The organism is Sphingomonas sp. ERG5 (assembly GCF_000803065.1).
GTDB lineage: Bacteria > Pseudomonadota > Alphaproteobacteria > Sphingomonadales > Sphingomonadaceae > Sphingomonas.
Genome location: NZ_JSXI01000002.1, coordinates 14,532 through 31,433, shown reverse-complemented (window position 1 = coordinate 31,433; position 16,902 = coordinate 14,532). Strand labels below are relative to the sequence as shown.

Below are 16,902 nucleotides of genomic sequence, written 5' to 3'. Positions count from 1 at the left end.
CCAACACGATCTCAGCCTCACGCAGCTTGCCGATAATCTCTTCCGGCTTGTGCCTCTTGCCCATTTCCAAACTCCTTCATGATCCAAAATAACAGAGATTTTGGACCACTCAGAAGGGGGCAGATCAGTCGATGTGCTCGACAAGCATGGTGCATCATTCGTTAGTGTGACGCAGGCGTTCAACACCACGAACAGCATGGGGCGTCTCACACTCAACGTTCTGCTCTCTTTCGCACAATTTGAACGTGAAGTGACGGGCGAGCGTATCCGCGACAAGATTGCCGCGTCGAAAGCACGCGGCATGTGGATGGGCGGCACGGTGCCGCTGGGGTACGCTGCACCAGAGCGGGCTTGCCGCCGCGCGGCTCGAACTCGAGGTCACCGAGAGCGTGATGCTGCGCGACCGCGAAAGCGCGCTCTTGACGCTCCACAAGCTCAAAGCGCTCGGGGTGCGGATCGTGATGGACGATTTCGGGACCGGCTACTCGTCACTCTCGAACCTCCAGGCCTTCCCGTTCGACAAGATCAAGATCGATCGCAGCTTTGTGAGCCATGTCACCGACGATGAATCGGCGCGCTCGATCATCCGCGCAATCGTCGGGCTCGGCCGCAGCCTCGATCTGCCCGTGGTGGCCGAGGGAGTGGAGACCGAAGCGCAGCGCCAGATGGTTCTCGAAGAGGGCTGCCCGCAAGCGCAGGGGTTCCTGTTCGGCGCTCCCGCCGAAGCCGTGATCGGCGTTCCCGGGCTGCTGCGGGTGGTACCGACCCAAGCCTATCCTCCCGCCCCGACGAGCAAGCCCTTGGCGAGGCCGGCGTAGCCGCTGCTGGCCGGAAGCGGTCAGGCAGCTTTTGGTAAGCACGCAATGGGAGGGGCGTACAAGACAGTCCACAGCGCTCACTCTTGGTCCGCAAAAAAAATGTGCGCCTCAGGCCCTGAAGAATCGAAGCGCCAAATGAACTTCATTCGATGCCGATGGGTTCCGGTTTGACGAACACCCCACCCTCGCGCTCTGGATCGTCCGAAGGGACTTAGTCTGCCGAAACCATGGCCAACTCGTCCAGCTCCTTGAGGCCGAAGCTTGGTCTATCGCCGGCGTATTGCTCGCAATCTTCATGACGGCGGACACCAGCTCACGGAGGTGTCCGCCGAGGTGCCATCGCGGCGAGCCTTGGTGGCTGGGAGGAGTTCTCGCTCCATGTACGCGCCGGTCTCGCCCTTGACGGGTTCGACCGCGATGGACCCAGGGGAATGCTGATGCAGACCGCGATCTGCGCGGGCGCGCCAGCAGCTAAAGCCGCCTTCAGAAGCGGCCCGGATTATTGCCCAGATGGGCGCGCGGCAGAAACAGGAAGGCAGGAGTCGCTGCACCAAGACCAAGCGCCGGTTCGACGCCCCTCTTCCCGTCCTTCAATCCCGGACGGAAGCAGCGCGTGCGTGCCGCTCGCGCGATTTTGCCATCCCGAGCAGGATAAGGCTGGCGGCGAAAATCGGCAGCGGAGAGGCCACGATCATCATCAACTGCAAGCGCGGCAGCTCTGTGGCCAGCAATATGCCACCGACGAGCGGGCCGACAATCGAACCGATCTTCGCGATCGACAGTGCCCAGCCGATACCCGAGGCACGGACAGCACTTGGGTAGAGCAAGCCAGCGGCGCCGTTGAGGCCCTGATGTCCGCCCAGCACAAAAAACCCGCATATCCCGATCGCAATCATATAACCCGACGAGGACAGGTCGGGGAGCGCAAGGGTGGCAAGAAGGAGGCAGCCGACGACCGGCATGACCGTGATCGACGACAAGCCCAGGCGGTCGATGAATGCGGAGATGACGAGGCCGCCAATCGACCCTGCCAAGATGAAGAGCGACAGTCCAAGCGCGGATTCTGCTTTCGGCAACCCCGCGCCGAGCATGAGCGTCGGTAGCCAGCTGATCATGAAGAAGACAGTCGCCGAACTGCAGACATAGGCTAGCCACAGCAAGGGGGTGATCGTCGACAGGCGTCCGGAAAAGAGCGGGGACAGGCCGCGGGATGCGGCGGCGTGCGGAACATCGGGAAGAGCCGCGATGCGGGCGACGGTTTCCGCCGCGATCGAGGGATCGATACGGCGCAGCAGGGATTCCAGTTCCGCCTTCCGGGTCGACCGCCGGGAGAGAAACGCAACCGATTCCGGGAGGAGGACGTAGCCGACGCCGGCGAGAAGAAGCGATAACACACCGCCGATCCAGAACAGTGCTTCCCAGCCATAATGAGGCATGAAGGCGGCCGCCACGGCGCCCCCGCTGGCCGAGCCAGCCATATATCCCATCATGATGACCGCAACCACAGTCGCGCGAAATCGCTGCGGCACGAGCTCCTGATTGAGTGCATAGAGAAGCGGCGTCAGGCCGCCGATTCCGATTCCCGTGAGAAAGCGGCAAAGGCTCAACAGATAAATGTCGCGCGCGACCAAGACTGACAGCGATCCCAAGCCGCACACGACGAGCGCGACGAGAGATCCAAATTTGCGGCCGTGCCGATCGCCGATCCAGCCGAAGACGATCCCGCCGACCAGCATTCCGAAGGAGGCGGCCGCGAACACCAATCCGAAGGCCGCGGACGACAAACTCCATTCGGACATGATGGAAGGAGCAGCAAAAGCAATGGTTTGCAGGTCATATCCGTCGACAAACATCATGAGCGTCGACAAAAGCACCGTGGTCACGACCAGCATATTCCACGACTGCTTGTCGATGACCTCTCCAAGCAGGGTCGCAGGGCTGTCGTCTCTATTCTTCTCGTCCATTTTCCCACTCCGGTCGTGCGCTTTCCGGCCAGACCGGGCCGGCCGAATCTATATGCGGACCTCGACAACACCATTGGCCAACCGCACCGAACAGCGTTCGAGCGGCACGCCCGCCGGGCCGGAGAGCTCGTCCCTCGCGCGAGCCTCGATGCGCGCGATGTGCGCGGGCCCCTCGATTATGCGAACCTCGAGCAAATCCTCGGACGCGAGCGCAAAGCAAGCGCCGGCTATATTGCTCGTCACGTAGAACGAGCCCTCGACATGATATATTGCTATGTGCCTGCCCGCGATTTCGGCGACATGAAGGGCACCCTCGGAAAGATCTTCCAAAGCAATGATCGGCCGCCAGACGGTGGCGTCTTCGATTGGACCTGCCATATGATCCCTCAAAAACCATCGCCCGAGAAGAGCCGGGAGCGCGGGCACCGACCGCACCCATTCCCCACTTCGCGTCTCTCATTGCGGCGCAGTCCATCATGCGCCGACTGAAATATAGCGCGGGCCCGGACGCGAAACGCGCCTCACAGCGTTCAAAAGATTGTCTCGGAGCGCGTCGCCCGGCCGAGCGCCTTCCGCCCGCGTGACGGGCAGACTTCGCAGACGCCGTCCACTCCCGATCCGGCGGGATCGTCAAACGCGCTCGACTGCAAGAGCAAGACCCATGCCGACGCCGATGCACAGCGTGGCAAGGCCGCGCCTGCCTCCGCTTTTCTCAAGCTGGTGAACGAGCGTCATCGCAATGCGCGCGCCCGACATGCCGAGCGGATGGCCAAGCGCTATCGCACCGCCATTCGCGTTCACATGCGGTGCGTCATCCGGCAGACCGAGCGCGCGCAACACCGCGAGCGACTGACTGGCAAAAGCTTCATTGAGCTCGACGGCGTCAAAATCGCCGATGGCAAGCCCGAGCCGACCCATCAGCTTCTGCGTCGCCGGGACCGGGCCCATCCCCATCACGCGCGGCTCGACGCCGGCCGAGGCGAGGCCGAGGATTCGGGCTCGCGGCGTAAGGCCATGCGCTTTCGCTGCGGCCTCGCTGGCAATAACCATGGCAGCGGCGCCGTCGTTGATGCCCGAGGCATTGCCGGCAGTGACCGTGCCCTCGGGACCGAAGAGCGGCTTCAGCTTCGCGAGCGCTTCCATCGTCACATCCGCCCGCGGATGCTCGTCGATCGCGACGAGGGCCGTCTCGCCCTTCCGGCCCGGAACGGTAACCGGGACGATTTCTTCGGCGAGAAAGCCGTTATGCTGCGCGGCGAGCGCGCGCTGCTGGCTTCGCAACGAGAATGCGTCCTGATCCGCGCGGCTGATCTTGTGATCTTCGGCGACATTTTCACCGGTGCGCGGCATCGTCTCGGTGCCGTGGAGTGCATCAAGGGCCGGGTTGACGAAACGCCAGCCCATTGTCGTATCCTCGAGCTTCTGCCCGCGGCCGAAGGCAGCGTCGGCCTTGCCCATGACGAACGGCGCGCGTGTCATGCTCTCTACGCCCCCCGAGATCGCCAGCGCCATTTCGTCCGAGCGGATTGCCCGGGCCGCCGCTCCGACCGCTTCGAGCCCGGACGCACAAAGGCGGTTGAGCGTCACCCCCGGCACCGTGAAAGGCAGACCGGCCAGCAACAGGCTCATTCGCGCGACGTTGCGGTTGTCTTCGCCCGACTGGTTGGCGCAGCCGTAGAAGACCTCCTCGATCGCGGCAGGATCGAGAGCGGGATTGCGATCGAGCAGCGCCTTGAGCGGGAGCGCACCCAAGTCGTCCGCACGCACGTTCGCGAGGATGCCGCCATAGCGGCCGATCGGCGTGCGGATGGCATCGCAAATGAATGCGTCGGTCATATGAGTCCTCTCGATAGGTCAGTGTCAGGCCGGAAGCGCCATGCTCTCGCGAAGCGGGACGCCGGTCAGCTTGCGGAGATCCTCGATGGCAAGCCCTTCGACCATCTCAAGAACGCCGGCACCGGACGGGCCCACCTCAAAGACAGCGACATCGGTATAGACGCGCGACACACAGCCGAGCCCCGTGAGCGGATAGTGGCACGCCTCGACCAGCTTGCTTTCGCCTTGCTTGGTCAGCAGTTCCATCATCACGAAGGTCTGCTTGGCGCCGATCGCGAGATCCATCGCTCCGCCGACCGCCGGAATGGCGCCGGGTTCCCCGGTGTGCCAGTTCGCGAGATCGCCGTGCACCGAAACCTGGAAGGCGCCGAGCACGCAGATGTCGATATGGCCGGCCCGCATCATCGCGAAGCTGTCGGCGTGATGGAAATAGCATCCACCGGTCAGGAGTGTCACAGCCTGCTTGCCGGCATTGATGAGTTCCCAATCCTCTTCGCCGGGCACCGGTGCTGGCCCCATCCCGAGCAGGCCGTTTTCGCTCTGCAGGAATATGTCGCGGTCGACAGGAAGATAGTTCGCGACCGTGGTCGGAAGGCCGATGCCGAGATTCACATAGGCGCCCTCGGGAATATCCTTTGCGACCCGCGCGGCCATTTGGTGCCGATTCAAGCGTTCCATATCATCTCTTCCGATCAGGCCACGGCGTGGAGAGGCACGGGTGCCGTTTCGATGACCCGCTGCACGAATATCCCCGGTGTCACGACTGCTTCGGGATCGAGATCGCCAAGCGGCACGATCCGGGCAACCTGCGCGATCGTCGTCTTGGCCGCCATCGCCATAATGGGTCCGAAATTCCGGGCAGTCTTGCGATAGACGAGGTTCCCCCAGCGATCGCCCCGCTGCGCCTTGATCAGCGCAAAATCTGCGTGGATGGGATATTCGAGCACATATTGACGCCCGTCGATCTCACGGGTCTCCTTCCCTTCGGCAAGAAGCGTCCCGAAGCCTGTCGGCGTGAAGATTGCGCCAAGTCCCGCTCCCGCCGCCTGAATGCGCGCCGCAAGATTGCCTTGGGGCACGAGTTCGAGCTCGATCTGCCCGGCACGATAGGCAGCGTCGAAATGATGCGAGTCCGCCTGACGCGGAAAGGAGCAGATGATCTTTTTCACCTTACCGGCCTTGATCAATGCGGCAACGCCGGTCTCGCCGTTGCCCGCATTGTTGTTGATGATCGTGAGGTCGCCGGCGCCTTGCGCGATAAGCGCCTCGATGAGCTGGTCGGGCATTCCAGCGGTACCGAAACCGCCGATCATGACCGCCGAACCATTCTTGATGTCCGCCACCGCCGCCTCGGCGCTGACGACCGACTTGTCGATCATTCGACCCTCCAAACTTTCACATTGGCAAAGGCTAAGCATCGCCCGGCCGCTGCAGCAATGGGAAGGGAGTCTCACCCAAGACAGCGGCCGGACGATCCGTCAGACGACCATTTCGTCCGCACGTTCCGAAGTCGTTTCGGCGGGCAAGGCGAGAATGGTGGCCATCGCCGAGCACAGCCGTTCGGCGGCATCGGCCGAGACAGCTTCCGCGCGCCAACCGACGTAAACATCCGGCCGGACGAGGATTGCCCCATTTTCGCCGACCTCGCGGATTCGGGCGAAATCGCCATGCGGATCTTCGATCGGCCGCCCGGGACCGATGACGTGCACCCGGATCGGCACGCCAAATTGCTCCGATGCCGCAGCCGCCGCGTCCACCCACGCCTCGCCGCCCAATCCGGTCAGGAGGGTGAACTCACCATCCCCGCACAGCGCGAGCGTCGAGACCCGCGCTCCATCGCGCGCGACCCAGCCGTGGGGCAGCCGCGCGCCCGGAAAGCTGGTGGGCTGGTAGAAAAGTTCGGGATCGCGATCATATTGCGGCGGCGCGGTTCCATCGCCGACCACGGCATTGGAGGCGTAGCGCTGGTTCATCTCGACACCGTGGCAATTATAGACGAAGTCGGAGCCATCGATCGCGGTCCGCAATGCCGCGCGGCGATCGGCGGCCTCGGGGGTCGAGTCCTTGATCGACGCCATGTTGCGGCGCATTTGTTCGGGATCGTCGGTACCGAACAGTCCAAGCGCTTCGAGAATCGGCGGAAAACAGCCAAGGCTCTTGTTGGCACGGGTCACCGTCTGCTCCGCGACCGGCGCCCGCTCGGCGTTATAACTGTCGAGCAGGTCCGACCCCGCCTTGCCGCCCAGCACCAACGCCATTTTCCACGCGAGATTATATGCATCCTGGATCGAGTGGTTGGAGCCGAGACCGTTGGTCGGGGGGTGGCGATGCACGGCGTCGCCCATGCAAAAGATCCGGCCCGCCGACAGTTTGGTTGCATACATGTCGTTGACCGTCCAGGTCGAGAAGCTCTCGATCTTGATATCGACCTGATCGTCGCCAATGAGATTATAGAGGATGCCCTTGGCAAACTCGTCGTCGATCTTCGGCGGATTGGCGACATCTTCATAGCCCCAGATCGCGAGCCACTTGTGCCAAGGACGCACCATGCGGACGACCCCGATACCCATCCCGCCCACGCTCGAGCCGGGCTGGAAAATCCAGTACAGAACGCTCGGGCGGTGAGCGACGAAGCGCGAAAGATCGGCTTCGAAAACGATATTGATCGAACCCGATACGCCCATTTTCCCTTCGAGCGGCAGCCCCGCCTGATCGACCACGCGCGAGTTGGCGCCGTCCGCACCGATCAGATATTTCGAGCGGATCGCATATTCGCGCCCGGTATCGCGTTCGCGCACCCAAGAGGTAACGCCGTCCGAGTCCTGCTCGCACCGCAAAAACTCGGTGCTGAACCGCACGCGCGCGCCCTGGCGGGCAGCGCCGCCAACCAGCAGCGGCTCGAGCAGATTTTGCGGCAGGTCGCAGATCTGCTCCGGGCTCGCGAGTTCATAGTCCGATCGCCGATGCGGCTGCGTACCCCATGTGCGCAGCCTGCCGAGCTCCTCGCCGGCGAGACTCGTGCAATAGGTGTTCTCGCCCATGAGATCGTTGGGCACCGCCAGGGCGAGCGCTTCCTCGGCCAGACCAAGGTCGCGGAGGACTTCGACCGTCCGCTGGTTGGTGATGTGCGCCCGGGGCGTCGGTGCGGTCCAGGGGTATTTGTTGATGACCATGACATCGACGCCGAGCCTCGCGAGCGCCAACGCCATCGTTCCGCCGGCTGGGCCGGTACCGACAACCAATACATCTGCCTTCGTGATCACGTCCGTCTCAGACACGCATCCATCCTCCTAAGTGATTTGATTCAGAACTTCACTCGCGCCTCGGCGCCAAAAAGCGTCCGGCCCGAATTCGGCAGGCAGTAAGCGGCTCCCGAAAAGGCGAACAGGTCGCGTTTATACTCACAGCGCGTCTGCCCGGTAAGGTTCGTGGCATAGACGCTGAGATCGTAGCGGTGGTCCGCACCGAAGGACCATGTCGCCCGCGTGTTCAGGAAAACGCTGCTCCCGATCGCATCGACATAATTGACGTCGCGCAGGAAGCCCTTCGACTTACTGAGATACTGAAGGTCGGCTTGCAGACGCAGCTTGTTGTCGCCGATCTCGAACTCTTTGGCTACCAGTGCATTGGCCGAATATTTCGGGGCAAATGGCAGGGCGTGCCCCTTCTGCACCAAACCCGACGGATCGGTGCCGGCGTCGGTCACCTCGCTGTCGAGAAATCCGCCCGAGAGTTGAGCGGAAAAGCCGCTCCCCGGATTCCAGCGCAGTTCGATCTCCGCGCCCTTGAGCTGCGATTCCGGGACATTGATGAAGACCGGACCGGTATTGGGGTTGACGTCGAAGAACTGCTGATCTTTCCAGATATAGTAGAAGACCGCCGCGTTCAGCACCAGAGTACGGTCGAACAGTTCCGATTTCAGCCCCACCTCGAACGCATCGAGCGTCTCGACCTGCTGATCCTCCCGCGCAAAGCCGGTCTGCGGACCATGGAAAAACTCGATGTCGTGCTTGCCCGAGCGGAATCCCCGCGAAGCGCTGGCATAGAGAAGCGTGTCGTCGGCGAGCTTGAAGTCGATCCCGACCTTCCCGCCCCATTTCTTGGCGCGGATGTCGTCCGGCGCGAGGGTTTGCGCACAGGGTTTGCCGCGATTGTCGGGCGTACCGCCGGCGAGATTTCCGTCGCCGTCCAGGTCGCAAAGCGGAAGGCCGCCCGTGAGCGAGCCGATCACTGCGTTCGACCGGAACTGGTCACGACCGAGTGTCCCGGTTCCAACGTTGCCGACGAAGAGCGAAGGCGCGCTCTTCTTGTCGTCGGTGTAGCGAAGCCCGAAGCTGACGGTCACCGTCTGGCTGATATCATATTCGACCTGGCCATAGGGCGACAGCACCTCGTTTTTGAGCCGGGCGATGCTGAACGCCGCCTGATTGCTGTACGGGTCGCCGGCAAGCAGTAGCAGTGCGGCCGCCCCGCCCGCGCCGGTCCCGCCATTGAACGGGCCGAACCCCATATTCTGCCCGAGGAGCGAGCTTTCGTGAAAATAGTAGAGGCCGGCGATCCAGCGTAGCGGGCCTTTGCCGGTCGATTGCAGGCGTAATTCCTGGCTCATCTGCTTGAAGCGTTGATCATTGCCGTTGATCATCGTGATGTCGTTATCGGTCGCACCCGGACCGCCGAGATCATATGTGAATCGGACGTCGGACTTGTCGTAGGATGTGATCGACGTGAGGCTGACATCGCCCAGATCCTGTACCAGCTTGGCGTAAAAGCCATAGGCCTCGACATATTGCTGGTCATCGCCGACGCGGTAAATGTCGCTCCATCTCGATGTATCGACCACGCGGCCCTGCGAGTTGGCGCCACCCGAAATGCCTTCGAAATCGAGCTGCCTCGGCGAAAGGCCGGGCGCGAAGATCGACCCAGAAGGCGCGCGCAGACCGACGAACCGGAAGGGATCGATCTGACTGTCTTCCTGCCCGTAATGCGCGTTCAGCGTTATTTTCGTATTATCGCTCGGCTCGAGGAGCAGCGTTCCACGAAGCGAAAAGCGGTTTTTCTTGCCGTAGCGCGCGCCGCCGTCAGCCAGATTATGCCACATACCGTCGGAATGCTGAAACATGCCTGCAAGGCGAAGGGCCGCGACGTCGCCAAGCGGCACGTTAAAGCCAGTTTCCGCGTCGATCCGGTTGAAGTTCCCGTAGTTGAGACGGACGAACCCGTCGACCCCGCCTCCGAGTTCCGGCTGCTTTGAAATATAGTTTACCGCACCGCCGGTCGTGTTGCGGCCAAACAGGGAATTTTGTGGTCCGCGCAGCACCTCCACCCGGTCCAGATCGTACAGGCCAAGGTTGGTGAGATAGGGTGCGCTCATCGTGACTTCGTCCATATAGACGCCGACCGATCCCGTCGCATTGCCGAAGAAGTCGTTGGTCCCGACCCCACGGATCGCGATCTGGCGATTGGCCGCGCCCTGGGTCGACACGGTGATGTTCGGAGCGATCTTGGGAATATCATAGGCCGACTGGATGCCGCGCTGCGCCAGCTGCTCGCCCCCGACGGCCTGCATGGTGATCGGCACGTCCTGAATATTCTGCGCCCGTTTCTGGGCCGTCACGATGATCTCGTTCGGCGCGTCGACGCCTTGTCCGGTGGCCTGCGCAAGCGCCAGTCCCGGAACCAGGGCCGCGACGCTTGATGCGCACCCGAGCATCCATTTGATCTGCATCGTCTTGATCTGCATCGTCCTCTCCCGTTCGATCGTACAGCACTTCAAGCCCGGCGGGCGCTGCGCGCTGCAATTGACGAAGCGAGAGTGCGGTCATCAGCGTGACCTGCAGGCCCGCTGGATGAGCGAAGTGCCCCTCCCCGCAATGCACTCTCACTTCGGCGCGAGGGCCTTTGGTCTGATCGCCAACTCGCCCTGCGCCCGACAAAGCTAGGACGATGGGCGATGCTTTCCCAATACTAAGCTAGGCCCTGTGCGATAGCGCTTCCGTATGGCTTCAGACCCGTCGAAGCGACGTTCCGAGGAGACAGCCGTGCCTCGAAATGCTCTCATCGGGTGAGGGGCGCGTCAGCAGAGCGCGCCCGGCAGAATACGACCATCCGCGAGGCCGGAGCCGGGCGCGCCCACTCCATAAACGGGGAGTTTGCCGTCCGCGCCGTCAGAAGCTGACTTCCACCACCCCGTCGGCAACGCGCACCGGGTAGCATTGCAGCGACCCTTCGGCAGGACTTGCCAGCGCCGCGCCGTCGCGCACGTCGAAGCGCGCATTGTGAAGCGGACATTCGACAACGCAGTCTTCGAGCCATCCATCCGACAAGAGGGCGAAGGCATGGGTACAGATGTTGCTTGTCGCGTAGAATGTACCGCTCACATTATAGACTGCGATCTCCCTGTCGCCGAATGTTGCGGCGAAGATCTCGCCTTCTGGAATGAGTTCGGACCGCGTAATCGGATGCCAGCTTGCGGCATCATCTGCTGAAATGGACATAAATCTCTCTCGGATCGGCTAAACGGTATAAAAATCGACGACGCTCGGCATGCGGTCGTTGATGAGGATGATCGTCTTCGATGCGATCAGCCATGGCCCCGCGTCCTCGCGGACAAAGCTGTGGCTGTATCTCACGGCTGCGACATGATGGTCGAAGGTCCTGGGATCATAGACATGCACGGTGGCGTGCGAACGAACATCCAGCCGGTTTTCCGAATGCGCCGTTACCCTCGATCCGCCTATCATATGAAGCGTACGGGGAAGCGGCAGGGTCGTCACCGACTTGCGCGAACCGAGCCTGTGAACCCGTTCCTCTAGCTCCCACCGCATTTCATGGTAGATGAGCGACACTTCGGTATCGGGATTCGAGGTATTCCGATACTCGTCCAGCCATGCGGGCATCCAGAAGCGGGCGTCCTCGCGGTAAAGCGCGAGCCAGCCGGTCCAGTCCTGGGAGTCGAGCGCATCCGCTTCCTGAAACAGGAGATCCGAAGCGAGCGCGCGCGCAACGGGATCGGCCGGCGCCTCCGAAATTCCGGTTGCGGCGCCCATCAGCCGTTTCCCCGCTGCAGCAAGCGCTTCCACTCACGATAACCGGGGAAGAAGTTCGTCTCGCCGCCAAAGGCTTCGTTGCCGAACGCCTTGCCCACGCCCATCGAGCTTTCGACGGGCGTGATGCCCAGTTCCGCCGCTAGCGCGTCGCCCGCACCGGGCGTACCAGCGAGGCCGCGCCCATACCCCTGCCTCGGGCCGGCCTGCGCGGCATAGCCCGCCTGACATAACTCATACATCGCATTATCGTCCGAACTAGCCAGGCCAGGCGGATTGAAGAAATCCTCATAGCCCCGGATACGAAAGCGACGGGCCGCGGGCCGCTCGCCCACGATGCCCAGGCAGTGCGACGTCATTTCGGTCTTGCTGGCCGAAAGCGGACGCCATGTCCGGATCTGGGCCGAGTTGATGTCGATGATCTGGAGGTTCGGATAAATGGTCAGATTGCGTTGTCGGAGCATCCATTTCGCGCGGACGGGGCCAACCCGTTCGCGGACCGCATCGAGTGCATCCTGTTCGAGGCACAGCGGTCGGCTGAACAGGCTCTGCTGCAGGATCGAGAAATTGACGGCATGTCCGTAGTGGAAGTTGAAACTCCCCTGCGCTTCGGGTTCGTCTTCGCTCGTGAGAACCCCGAGCGTGCCGCGCTTTCCGCGCTGCGCCAATATATCGACATAGGCGCTGTGCGTCGTGCTGAAATGGTAGAAATCAAGGCCATTCTCGAACTGCAGTTTCCAGTTGCCCTTGAAGGTGTACGTCACCTCTCCCGGAACATATTCGATCTCGCCGACGGGACTCTGATCCACGACAAGATCGATGAAGACCTTGGCGTCACCCAGATGATCGTCCAGCGTCGGGACGTCGGGATTGAGGCTCGCAAAAAGGAGTCCGCGATAGCTCTCGAAGCGTGGAACCCGAATGAGATTGTGATCCGCCTCGGTAAAGCTCGCCGCATATTGGCCCGTCGCCTCGGCCGTCACATGGACATTCTCGCCACCTGAATCATAGGACCAGCCATGATAGCGGCAGGTATGGAATTTCTGGCGCCCGTGTTTCAGCGGGCAAAGCAGCGTTCCGCGGTGTCGGCACGTGTTGAGGAAGCAGCCGATCTGGCCCTCACCGTCCTTCATCACGATCACCGGCTGCCGACCGATGTAGGTCGTGAAGAAGCTGTGGGGTTTGGGCAATTGGGATTCGAGGCCGATGAAAATCCAGGTCGCCTCGAAGATCGCGGTCATCTCGGCCTCGAAAATCGCTTCGTCGGTGAATACCGCGCTGTCGACGGCGAAAATACCGTCTTCGGGCCGATCATCGATCAGCGCGGCGAGGCTGGCGGCATCGGTCATGACATTACTCCGGCGTGGGGCGCCATATGGGTGAAGAAACATTTGCGCAGATCGGTGGCCGGATCGGCGGCACGCGCGACATCGACGCCCTGCCCCGACGCGATCGCGCGCCGGCCGGCAAGGAAATCCCTGGGTGTGTCGAGGCATGCGATGCCCGCGAGCCTGTTGCCGTCGAGATACAGCATTACGCCGGGACCACGGCGGACAGCGGTCAGGCGCGTGTCCGTAGTACCCGCGACCTGGATCATATGCCCGAACTGGCTCGTCCAGAACCAAGGCGCCTCCTCGGGTTCCGGTGGCAGGGCGAGGATCGCGCGCGCCGCGATAGCAGCAGATCGACGCGCATGCGACCAGCTCTCGTCGCGCGAGGGCCGCACGCCGTCGATCGCCGACCGCTCGGCAATGTCGCCGATCGCGAATATTCTGCGATCGCCCAGCGTCCGATAGTCTTCATCGACGAGGATTCCCCCATTGCAAGGAAGCCCTGCATCTGCCGCCAGCCGGCTATTCGGTTCGATACCGAGCCCCAAGATGACGAGGTCGGACACGAGGTGCTGCCCATTAGCCAATTGCGCTTCGATACCGCCCTCGGCGCGCCGCAGTGCGGTGACCCTACTGCCCAAGTGCAGGCGAACGCCCGCCTTTACATGGGCGTCAGCGATCCAATCCGATGCAACACGAGGAAAGCTGCGCGCGGCAACCTGCCGATCGGCGCCGACGAGATCGACTTCGAGACCTGCCTGACGCAACGACGCGGCGACCTCGAGCCCGATCAATCCGCCACCCAGTATGAGGGCGGAACGCGAGATCCGCGCGCGACTCCGCAGCGATTCTGCGTCCGCAACCGTTCGCAAGGTGAACGCCCCCGCCTCCAGACTGCCAGAAATGCTCCGCGCTGTGCCGCCGGTCGCCAAAATCAGTACATCATACGGCAAGGCGCTATCGTCCTCGAGCAGAACGCAGCGATGCGTCCGGTCGATCGCAGCCACTTTTGTCGCCAGGCGAAGCGCGATCCCGCGCTCCGGCCATCGCTCCGGAGAGGCAAGAGGAACCGGAGCATCGACCTGCGCCAGCAGCATCTCCTTGGACAGGGCCGGTCGCTCATAGGGCGCGACCGGCTCTTCCCCGACGATGACGATATCGCCTGTCGCTCCGTTTTCACGGAGCGACAGCGCGATGGCGCCGCCCGCGTGCCCCCCGCCAACCACCACGATCGATTGGGGGCCGACTGTCATCGACGCACCTCACCGTGGCAGATGGCGCAACGCAGACGGCTCAGGGTAGCCGGGGCTTGCGTCCAGACGCCCTGATATTCCGGAACCAGCATCGCGCGGGCTCAGTACCGGTAGGACAGGTTGAAGGCCCATGTCCGCGGACGTCCGGTGTAGCGGATGACCGCATCGGCGGTCGGCAGGTTCACGAGCGTCGAGTAATATTTGTCGGTCAAATTCTGGACCGTGAACGACGCGCGCCATTTGTCGTCGGGCGACTTCACGCCGATGCGGGCGTCGTAGAGCGTATAGCCCGGCATGTCGAAAAGCGCGAGATCGCCCAGGCCACCATTGGTACGCCCCTGATAGTTCATCGCGCCGCCGATGAAGGCATTCATGTCGTTGCCGACCGGGAACTCATATTGCGCGTCGCCGACGAACTGCCATTTCGGCGTCAGCGGGAAAGGATCGCCGGACAGCGGCCCCAGCACGCCGAGGGCGTCATAGTTGATGAAATTGCCGAGAATCTTGGAGCCGATATAGGTACCGCCCATATTGATGTTCAGCCCCTCGGTCGGCTGCCAAATTGCCTGCAGCTCAGCGCCGGCGATCCGCGATTTCGGCACGTTGACGAGAGCGTTGAGGGGACCCACCACGGGGTCGATGACCTTGCCGCGCAGCTGCTTGCCCCGATAATCGTAATAGAAGCCCGCGCCATTCAACTGGAGCGTCTGATCGAACAATGTCAGCTTGAAACCGGCCTCGTAAGCGAGGACGGATTCCTGCTTGGCGGGCGCAAGCTGAAGCGACGCCGTCGCGCCCGTCGTGGGGAAGGCCCCGTTCTTGTAACCTTTGCTGACGTTGGCATAGATCAGGGCCCTTGGCGCCGCCTGCCAGTTCACGCCCGCGCGCCACGAGACATTGTCCTCGTTGAGATTGTTGAAAACGACGCCGGGTCGATAGGTCGGCGACAGCGTGATACAGGCTCCGGGCGGCAGCGTCGTCGGGATGCCGCTCAGCAGCGTCGCGAAGCGCGAAATCACCGCGGAGAGGTCGCCCGCGCCCGAGTCATAGGTGCAGCCCTCGAAGCTGCGACGCTGATCGGTGTATCGCAGCCCCCCCTGCAACGTCACGGTGTCGGTTACCTTGAAATCGATGTTCCCGAACACGGCATAGGTATTGACCTTCTGGATCGAAACCGCGCGAGCGACATCGAACGGAAAGCTGCTCGTCATCGCCGAGGTGATCAGGGAATCGTCGATGAAATCATAGGCATAGTTGCCACCGAGGACGAACCGGATCGGCCCGCTCTCGCCAGCCAGGCGAAGCTCCTGCGAAAAGTCCTTGCTCCTGCCAGGCGCCGCCACCGCGAGCGTCTCGATCGCGGTGCCGTCGGCCTCGACGAGGCTCTTGCGGTTGATTTTCTGAAAGGCCGTAATCGACGTCAGATCGAGGTCCGTTCCCAGTTCATAATCGATCCTGGCCGACGCCTGCCAATAGCCGTTGTCGCGCTCGAAATTCTTCCCCGGATCCCAGTCGGCAGCGCGATTGCTCGCCGGCGCATCGGGATAATTGTCGAGGAGCGCCCTGACCGCGGCATTGGGGCTGACGGCGGCGACGAGCTGTGCCGCCTGCGTGTCAGATTTGTCGCGCCACCCGTTGACGTTGAGATTGACCGTCAGCCGATCGCTCGGCTCCCACTTCAGAAGCAGCCGGCCGATCAGGACGTTGCCCTCTCCCAGACTGTCGTCGCGCGTATAGCTGCGCTGCCAGTCGCCGCTATGCGTATATTGGACGGCAAGACGCGCCTCGAGCGTGTCGGACAGCGGGCCGCTGACATAGCCCTTGATTTCCGCGCGATCGAAACGGCCATAGGTGACGTCGGCGCCGGCGCGAAAATCGGGGGTGGGTTTGGCAGCAATGTAGTTGATCGCGCCGCCCGTCGAGTTTCCGCCGAACAGCGTACCCTGGGGACCCTTCAGAACCTCGACACGTTCGAGATCGAGCGCCGCGCCGGTCGCCATGGCCGAAAATGGCAGAGGAACCTCGTCGACGTAGATGCTGACAGCGGGCGCCGCACCGAGACTGGTTTCGTAGAAGCCGATACCGCGCAGGGTGTAGACGGGCGTGCCGTAGGCGCTCGGCGTATAGTTGAAGCCCGGCACCACTTTGACGAGGTCGCTCACATCGGAAACGCCGCGCGCCGCCAGATCCTCGGAACCGACCGCGGTGATCGAGATGCCGACCTTGTTGATATTCTCGGACCGCTTCTGCGCGGTCACGACGATATCCTGCAGGCCGCTCTGCTCGGCGGCATCTGCCGGCGCTGCCTCGGGTGCCGGAGACGCCTCCGTTTCCTGAGCAACTGCAACGCCGGGCAGGCTTGCGAGAAGTCCGACGGCCAATACGCGAGCGGACACGGTCGCGCGCTGGGACGAAAGCAGTCCATGGTTGCGTTTCAAGTTAACCTCCCCAAATATGGGCCAGAATCGGCCTCTGTTGTGATCACCCCTCGGTCCGGGTGCTCATTCTTCGAGCTAGAAAGATTGCGTTGCAGCGAAGGGCATGCCCGCTCGACGCGCAAAACCGGTTCTTGCTGGGCGCCGCGCAAGGGCGGCACGCGTCGCTTCCGACAGCAACCGGCGGATCGTCTCCTGTCCCAGAATCCTTGTTCTCCTGCG

General features: G+C 62.5%; 13 protein-coding genes and 1 pseudogene. 2 read left to right on the top strand and 12 right to left on the bottom strand.

Features of this window, described 5'->3' with window-relative positions; all coding sequences use genetic code 11:
* Nucleotides 1-133: 133 nt before the first annotated feature.
* Both OO12_RS29010 and OO12_RS01585 read left to right on the top strand, forming a co-directional pair.
* Nucleotides 134-247 (top strand): annotated as a pseudogene (locus OO12_RS29010) (recombinase family protein); the annotation flags it as partial.
* Between the two features lie 31 nt (nucleotides 248-278).
* A complete protein-coding gene (locus tag OO12_RS01585) occupies nucleotides 279-818 on the top strand; it encodes an EAL domain-containing protein (RefSeq protein WP_034156880.1) in 540 nt (179 codons plus the stop codon).
* A gap of 590 nt (nucleotides 819-1,408) precedes the next feature.
* Here OO12_RS01585 and OO12_RS01580 read toward each other — a convergent pair.
* From OO12_RS01580 to OO12_RS01525, 12 genes are all read right to left on the bottom strand, one after another.
* Nucleotides 1,409-2,782, bottom strand: coding sequence for an MFS transporter (locus tag OO12_RS01580; RefSeq protein WP_020997482.1), 1,374 nt, complete (start codon nucleotides 2,780-2,782; stop codon nucleotides 1,409-1,411).
* A gap of 48 nt (nucleotides 2,783-2,830) precedes the next feature.
* Nucleotides 2,831-3,208, bottom strand: coding sequence for a Rieske (2Fe-2S) protein (locus tag OO12_RS01575; RefSeq protein ID WP_160296706.1), 378 nt, complete (start codon nucleotides 3,206-3,208; stop codon nucleotides 2,831-2,833).
* 204 nt (nucleotides 3,209-3,412) lie between these two features.
* Complete coding sequence (gene pcaF, locus OO12_RS01570) at nucleotides 3,413-4,618, bottom strand: 3-oxoadipyl-CoA thiolase (protein ID WP_020997481.1); 1,206 nt, start codon at nucleotides 4,616-4,618, stop codon at nucleotides 3,413-3,415.
* A 24-nt stretch (nucleotides 4,619-4,642) separates the two neighbouring features.
* The gene (locus OO12_RS01565; protein ID WP_034156879.1) at nucleotides 4,643-5,296 is read right to left on the bottom strand and encodes a 3-oxoacid CoA-transferase subunit B; all 654 of its coding nucleotides are present in this window, start codon (nucleotides 5,294-5,296) and stop codon (nucleotides 4,643-4,645) included.
* Between the two features lie 14 nt (nucleotides 5,297-5,310).
* A complete protein-coding gene (locus tag OO12_RS01560) occupies nucleotides 5,311-5,997 on the bottom strand; it encodes a 3-oxoacid CoA-transferase subunit A (protein ID WP_020997479.1) in 687 nt (228 codons plus the stop codon).
* Between the two features lie 99 nt (nucleotides 5,998-6,096).
* Nucleotides 6,097-7,896: an FAD-dependent oxidoreductase gene (locus tag OO12_RS01555; protein WP_020997478.1), complete on the bottom strand. Its 1,800-nt coding sequence runs from the start codon at nucleotides 7,894-7,896 to the stop codon at nucleotides 6,097-6,099.
* 26 nt (nucleotides 7,897-7,922) lie between these two features.
* Nucleotides 7,923-10,358: a TonB-dependent receptor gene (locus OO12_RS01550; RefSeq protein WP_020997477.1), complete on the bottom strand. Its 2,436-nt coding sequence runs from the start codon at nucleotides 10,356-10,358 to the stop codon at nucleotides 7,923-7,925.
* Nucleotides 10,359-10,782: 424 nt separating this feature from the next.
* The gene (locus OO12_RS01545) at nucleotides 10,783-11,112 is read right to left on the bottom strand and encodes a non-heme iron oxygenase ferredoxin subunit (protein ID WP_020997476.1); all 330 of its coding nucleotides are present in this window, start codon (nucleotides 11,110-11,112) and stop codon (nucleotides 10,783-10,785) included.
* Between the two features lie 18 nt (nucleotides 11,113-11,130).
* Nucleotides 11,131-11,664, bottom strand: a complete 534-nt coding sequence (locus OO12_RS01540) for an aromatic-ring-hydroxylating dioxygenase subunit beta (protein WP_020997475.1) — start codon at nucleotides 11,662-11,664, stop codon at nucleotides 11,131-11,133.
* Entirely contained in the window at nucleotides 11,664-13,010 is a 1,347-nt protein-coding gene (locus OO12_RS01535; RefSeq protein WP_020997474.1) for an aromatic ring-hydroxylating oxygenase subunit alpha, read from the bottom strand. The genes OO12_RS01540 and OO12_RS01535 overlap by 1 nt, the downstream gene beginning before the upstream one ends.
* A complete protein-coding gene (locus OO12_RS01530) occupies nucleotides 13,007-14,245 on the bottom strand; it encodes an NAD(P)/FAD-dependent oxidoreductase (protein ID WP_020997473.1) in 1,239 nt (412 codons plus the stop codon). Before OO12_RS01530 ends, OO12_RS01535 begins: the two co-directional genes overlap by 4 nt.
* 101 nt (nucleotides 14,246-14,346) lie before the next feature.
* Nucleotides 14,347-16,683 (bottom strand): TonB-dependent receptor, encoded by a 2,337-nt coding sequence (locus tag OO12_RS01525; protein ID WP_020997472.1) that lies wholly within the window; start codon nucleotides 16,681-16,683, stop codon nucleotides 14,347-14,349.
* Nucleotides 16,684-16,902: the final 219 nt, after the last annotated feature.

What these genes read in the sequence shown, in the direction of transcription:
- OO12_RS01580 (WP_020997482.1), bottom strand. Translation starts at nt 2,782, where the DNA reads ATGGACGAGAAGAATAGAGACGACAGCCCTGCGACCCTGCTTGGAGAG.
- pcaF (WP_020997481.1), bottom strand. Translation starts at nt 4,618, where the DNA reads ATGACCGACGCATTCATTTGCGATGCCATCCGCACGCCGATCGGCCGC.
- OO12_RS01565 (WP_034156879.1), bottom strand. Translation starts at nt 5,296, where the DNA reads ATGGAACGCTTGAATCGGCACCAAATGGCCGCGCGGGTCGCAAAGGAT.
- OO12_RS01560 (WP_020997479.1), bottom strand. Translation starts at nt 5,997, where the DNA reads ATGATCGACAAGTCGGTCGTCAGCGCCGAGGCGGCGGTGGCGGACATC.
- OO12_RS01550 (WP_020997477.1), bottom strand. Translation starts at nt 10,358, where the DNA reads ATGCAGATCAAGACGATGCAGATCAAATGGATGCTCGGGTGCGCATCA.
- OO12_RS01545 (WP_020997476.1), bottom strand. Translation starts at nt 11,112, where the DNA reads ATGTCCATTTCAGCAGATGATGCCGCAAGCTGGCATCCGATTACGCGG.
- OO12_RS01540 (WP_020997475.1), bottom strand. Translation starts at nt 11,664, where the DNA reads ATGGGCGCCGCAACCGGAATTTCGGAGGCGCCGGCCGATCCCGTTGCG.
- OO12_RS01535 (WP_020997474.1), bottom strand. Translation starts at nt 13,010, where the DNA reads ATGACCGATGCCGCCAGCCTCGCCGCGCTGATCGATGATCGGCCCGAA.
- OO12_RS01530 (WP_020997473.1), bottom strand. Translation starts at nt 14,245, where the DNA reads ATGACAGTCGGCCCCCAATCGATCGTGGTGGTTGGCGGGGGGCACGCG.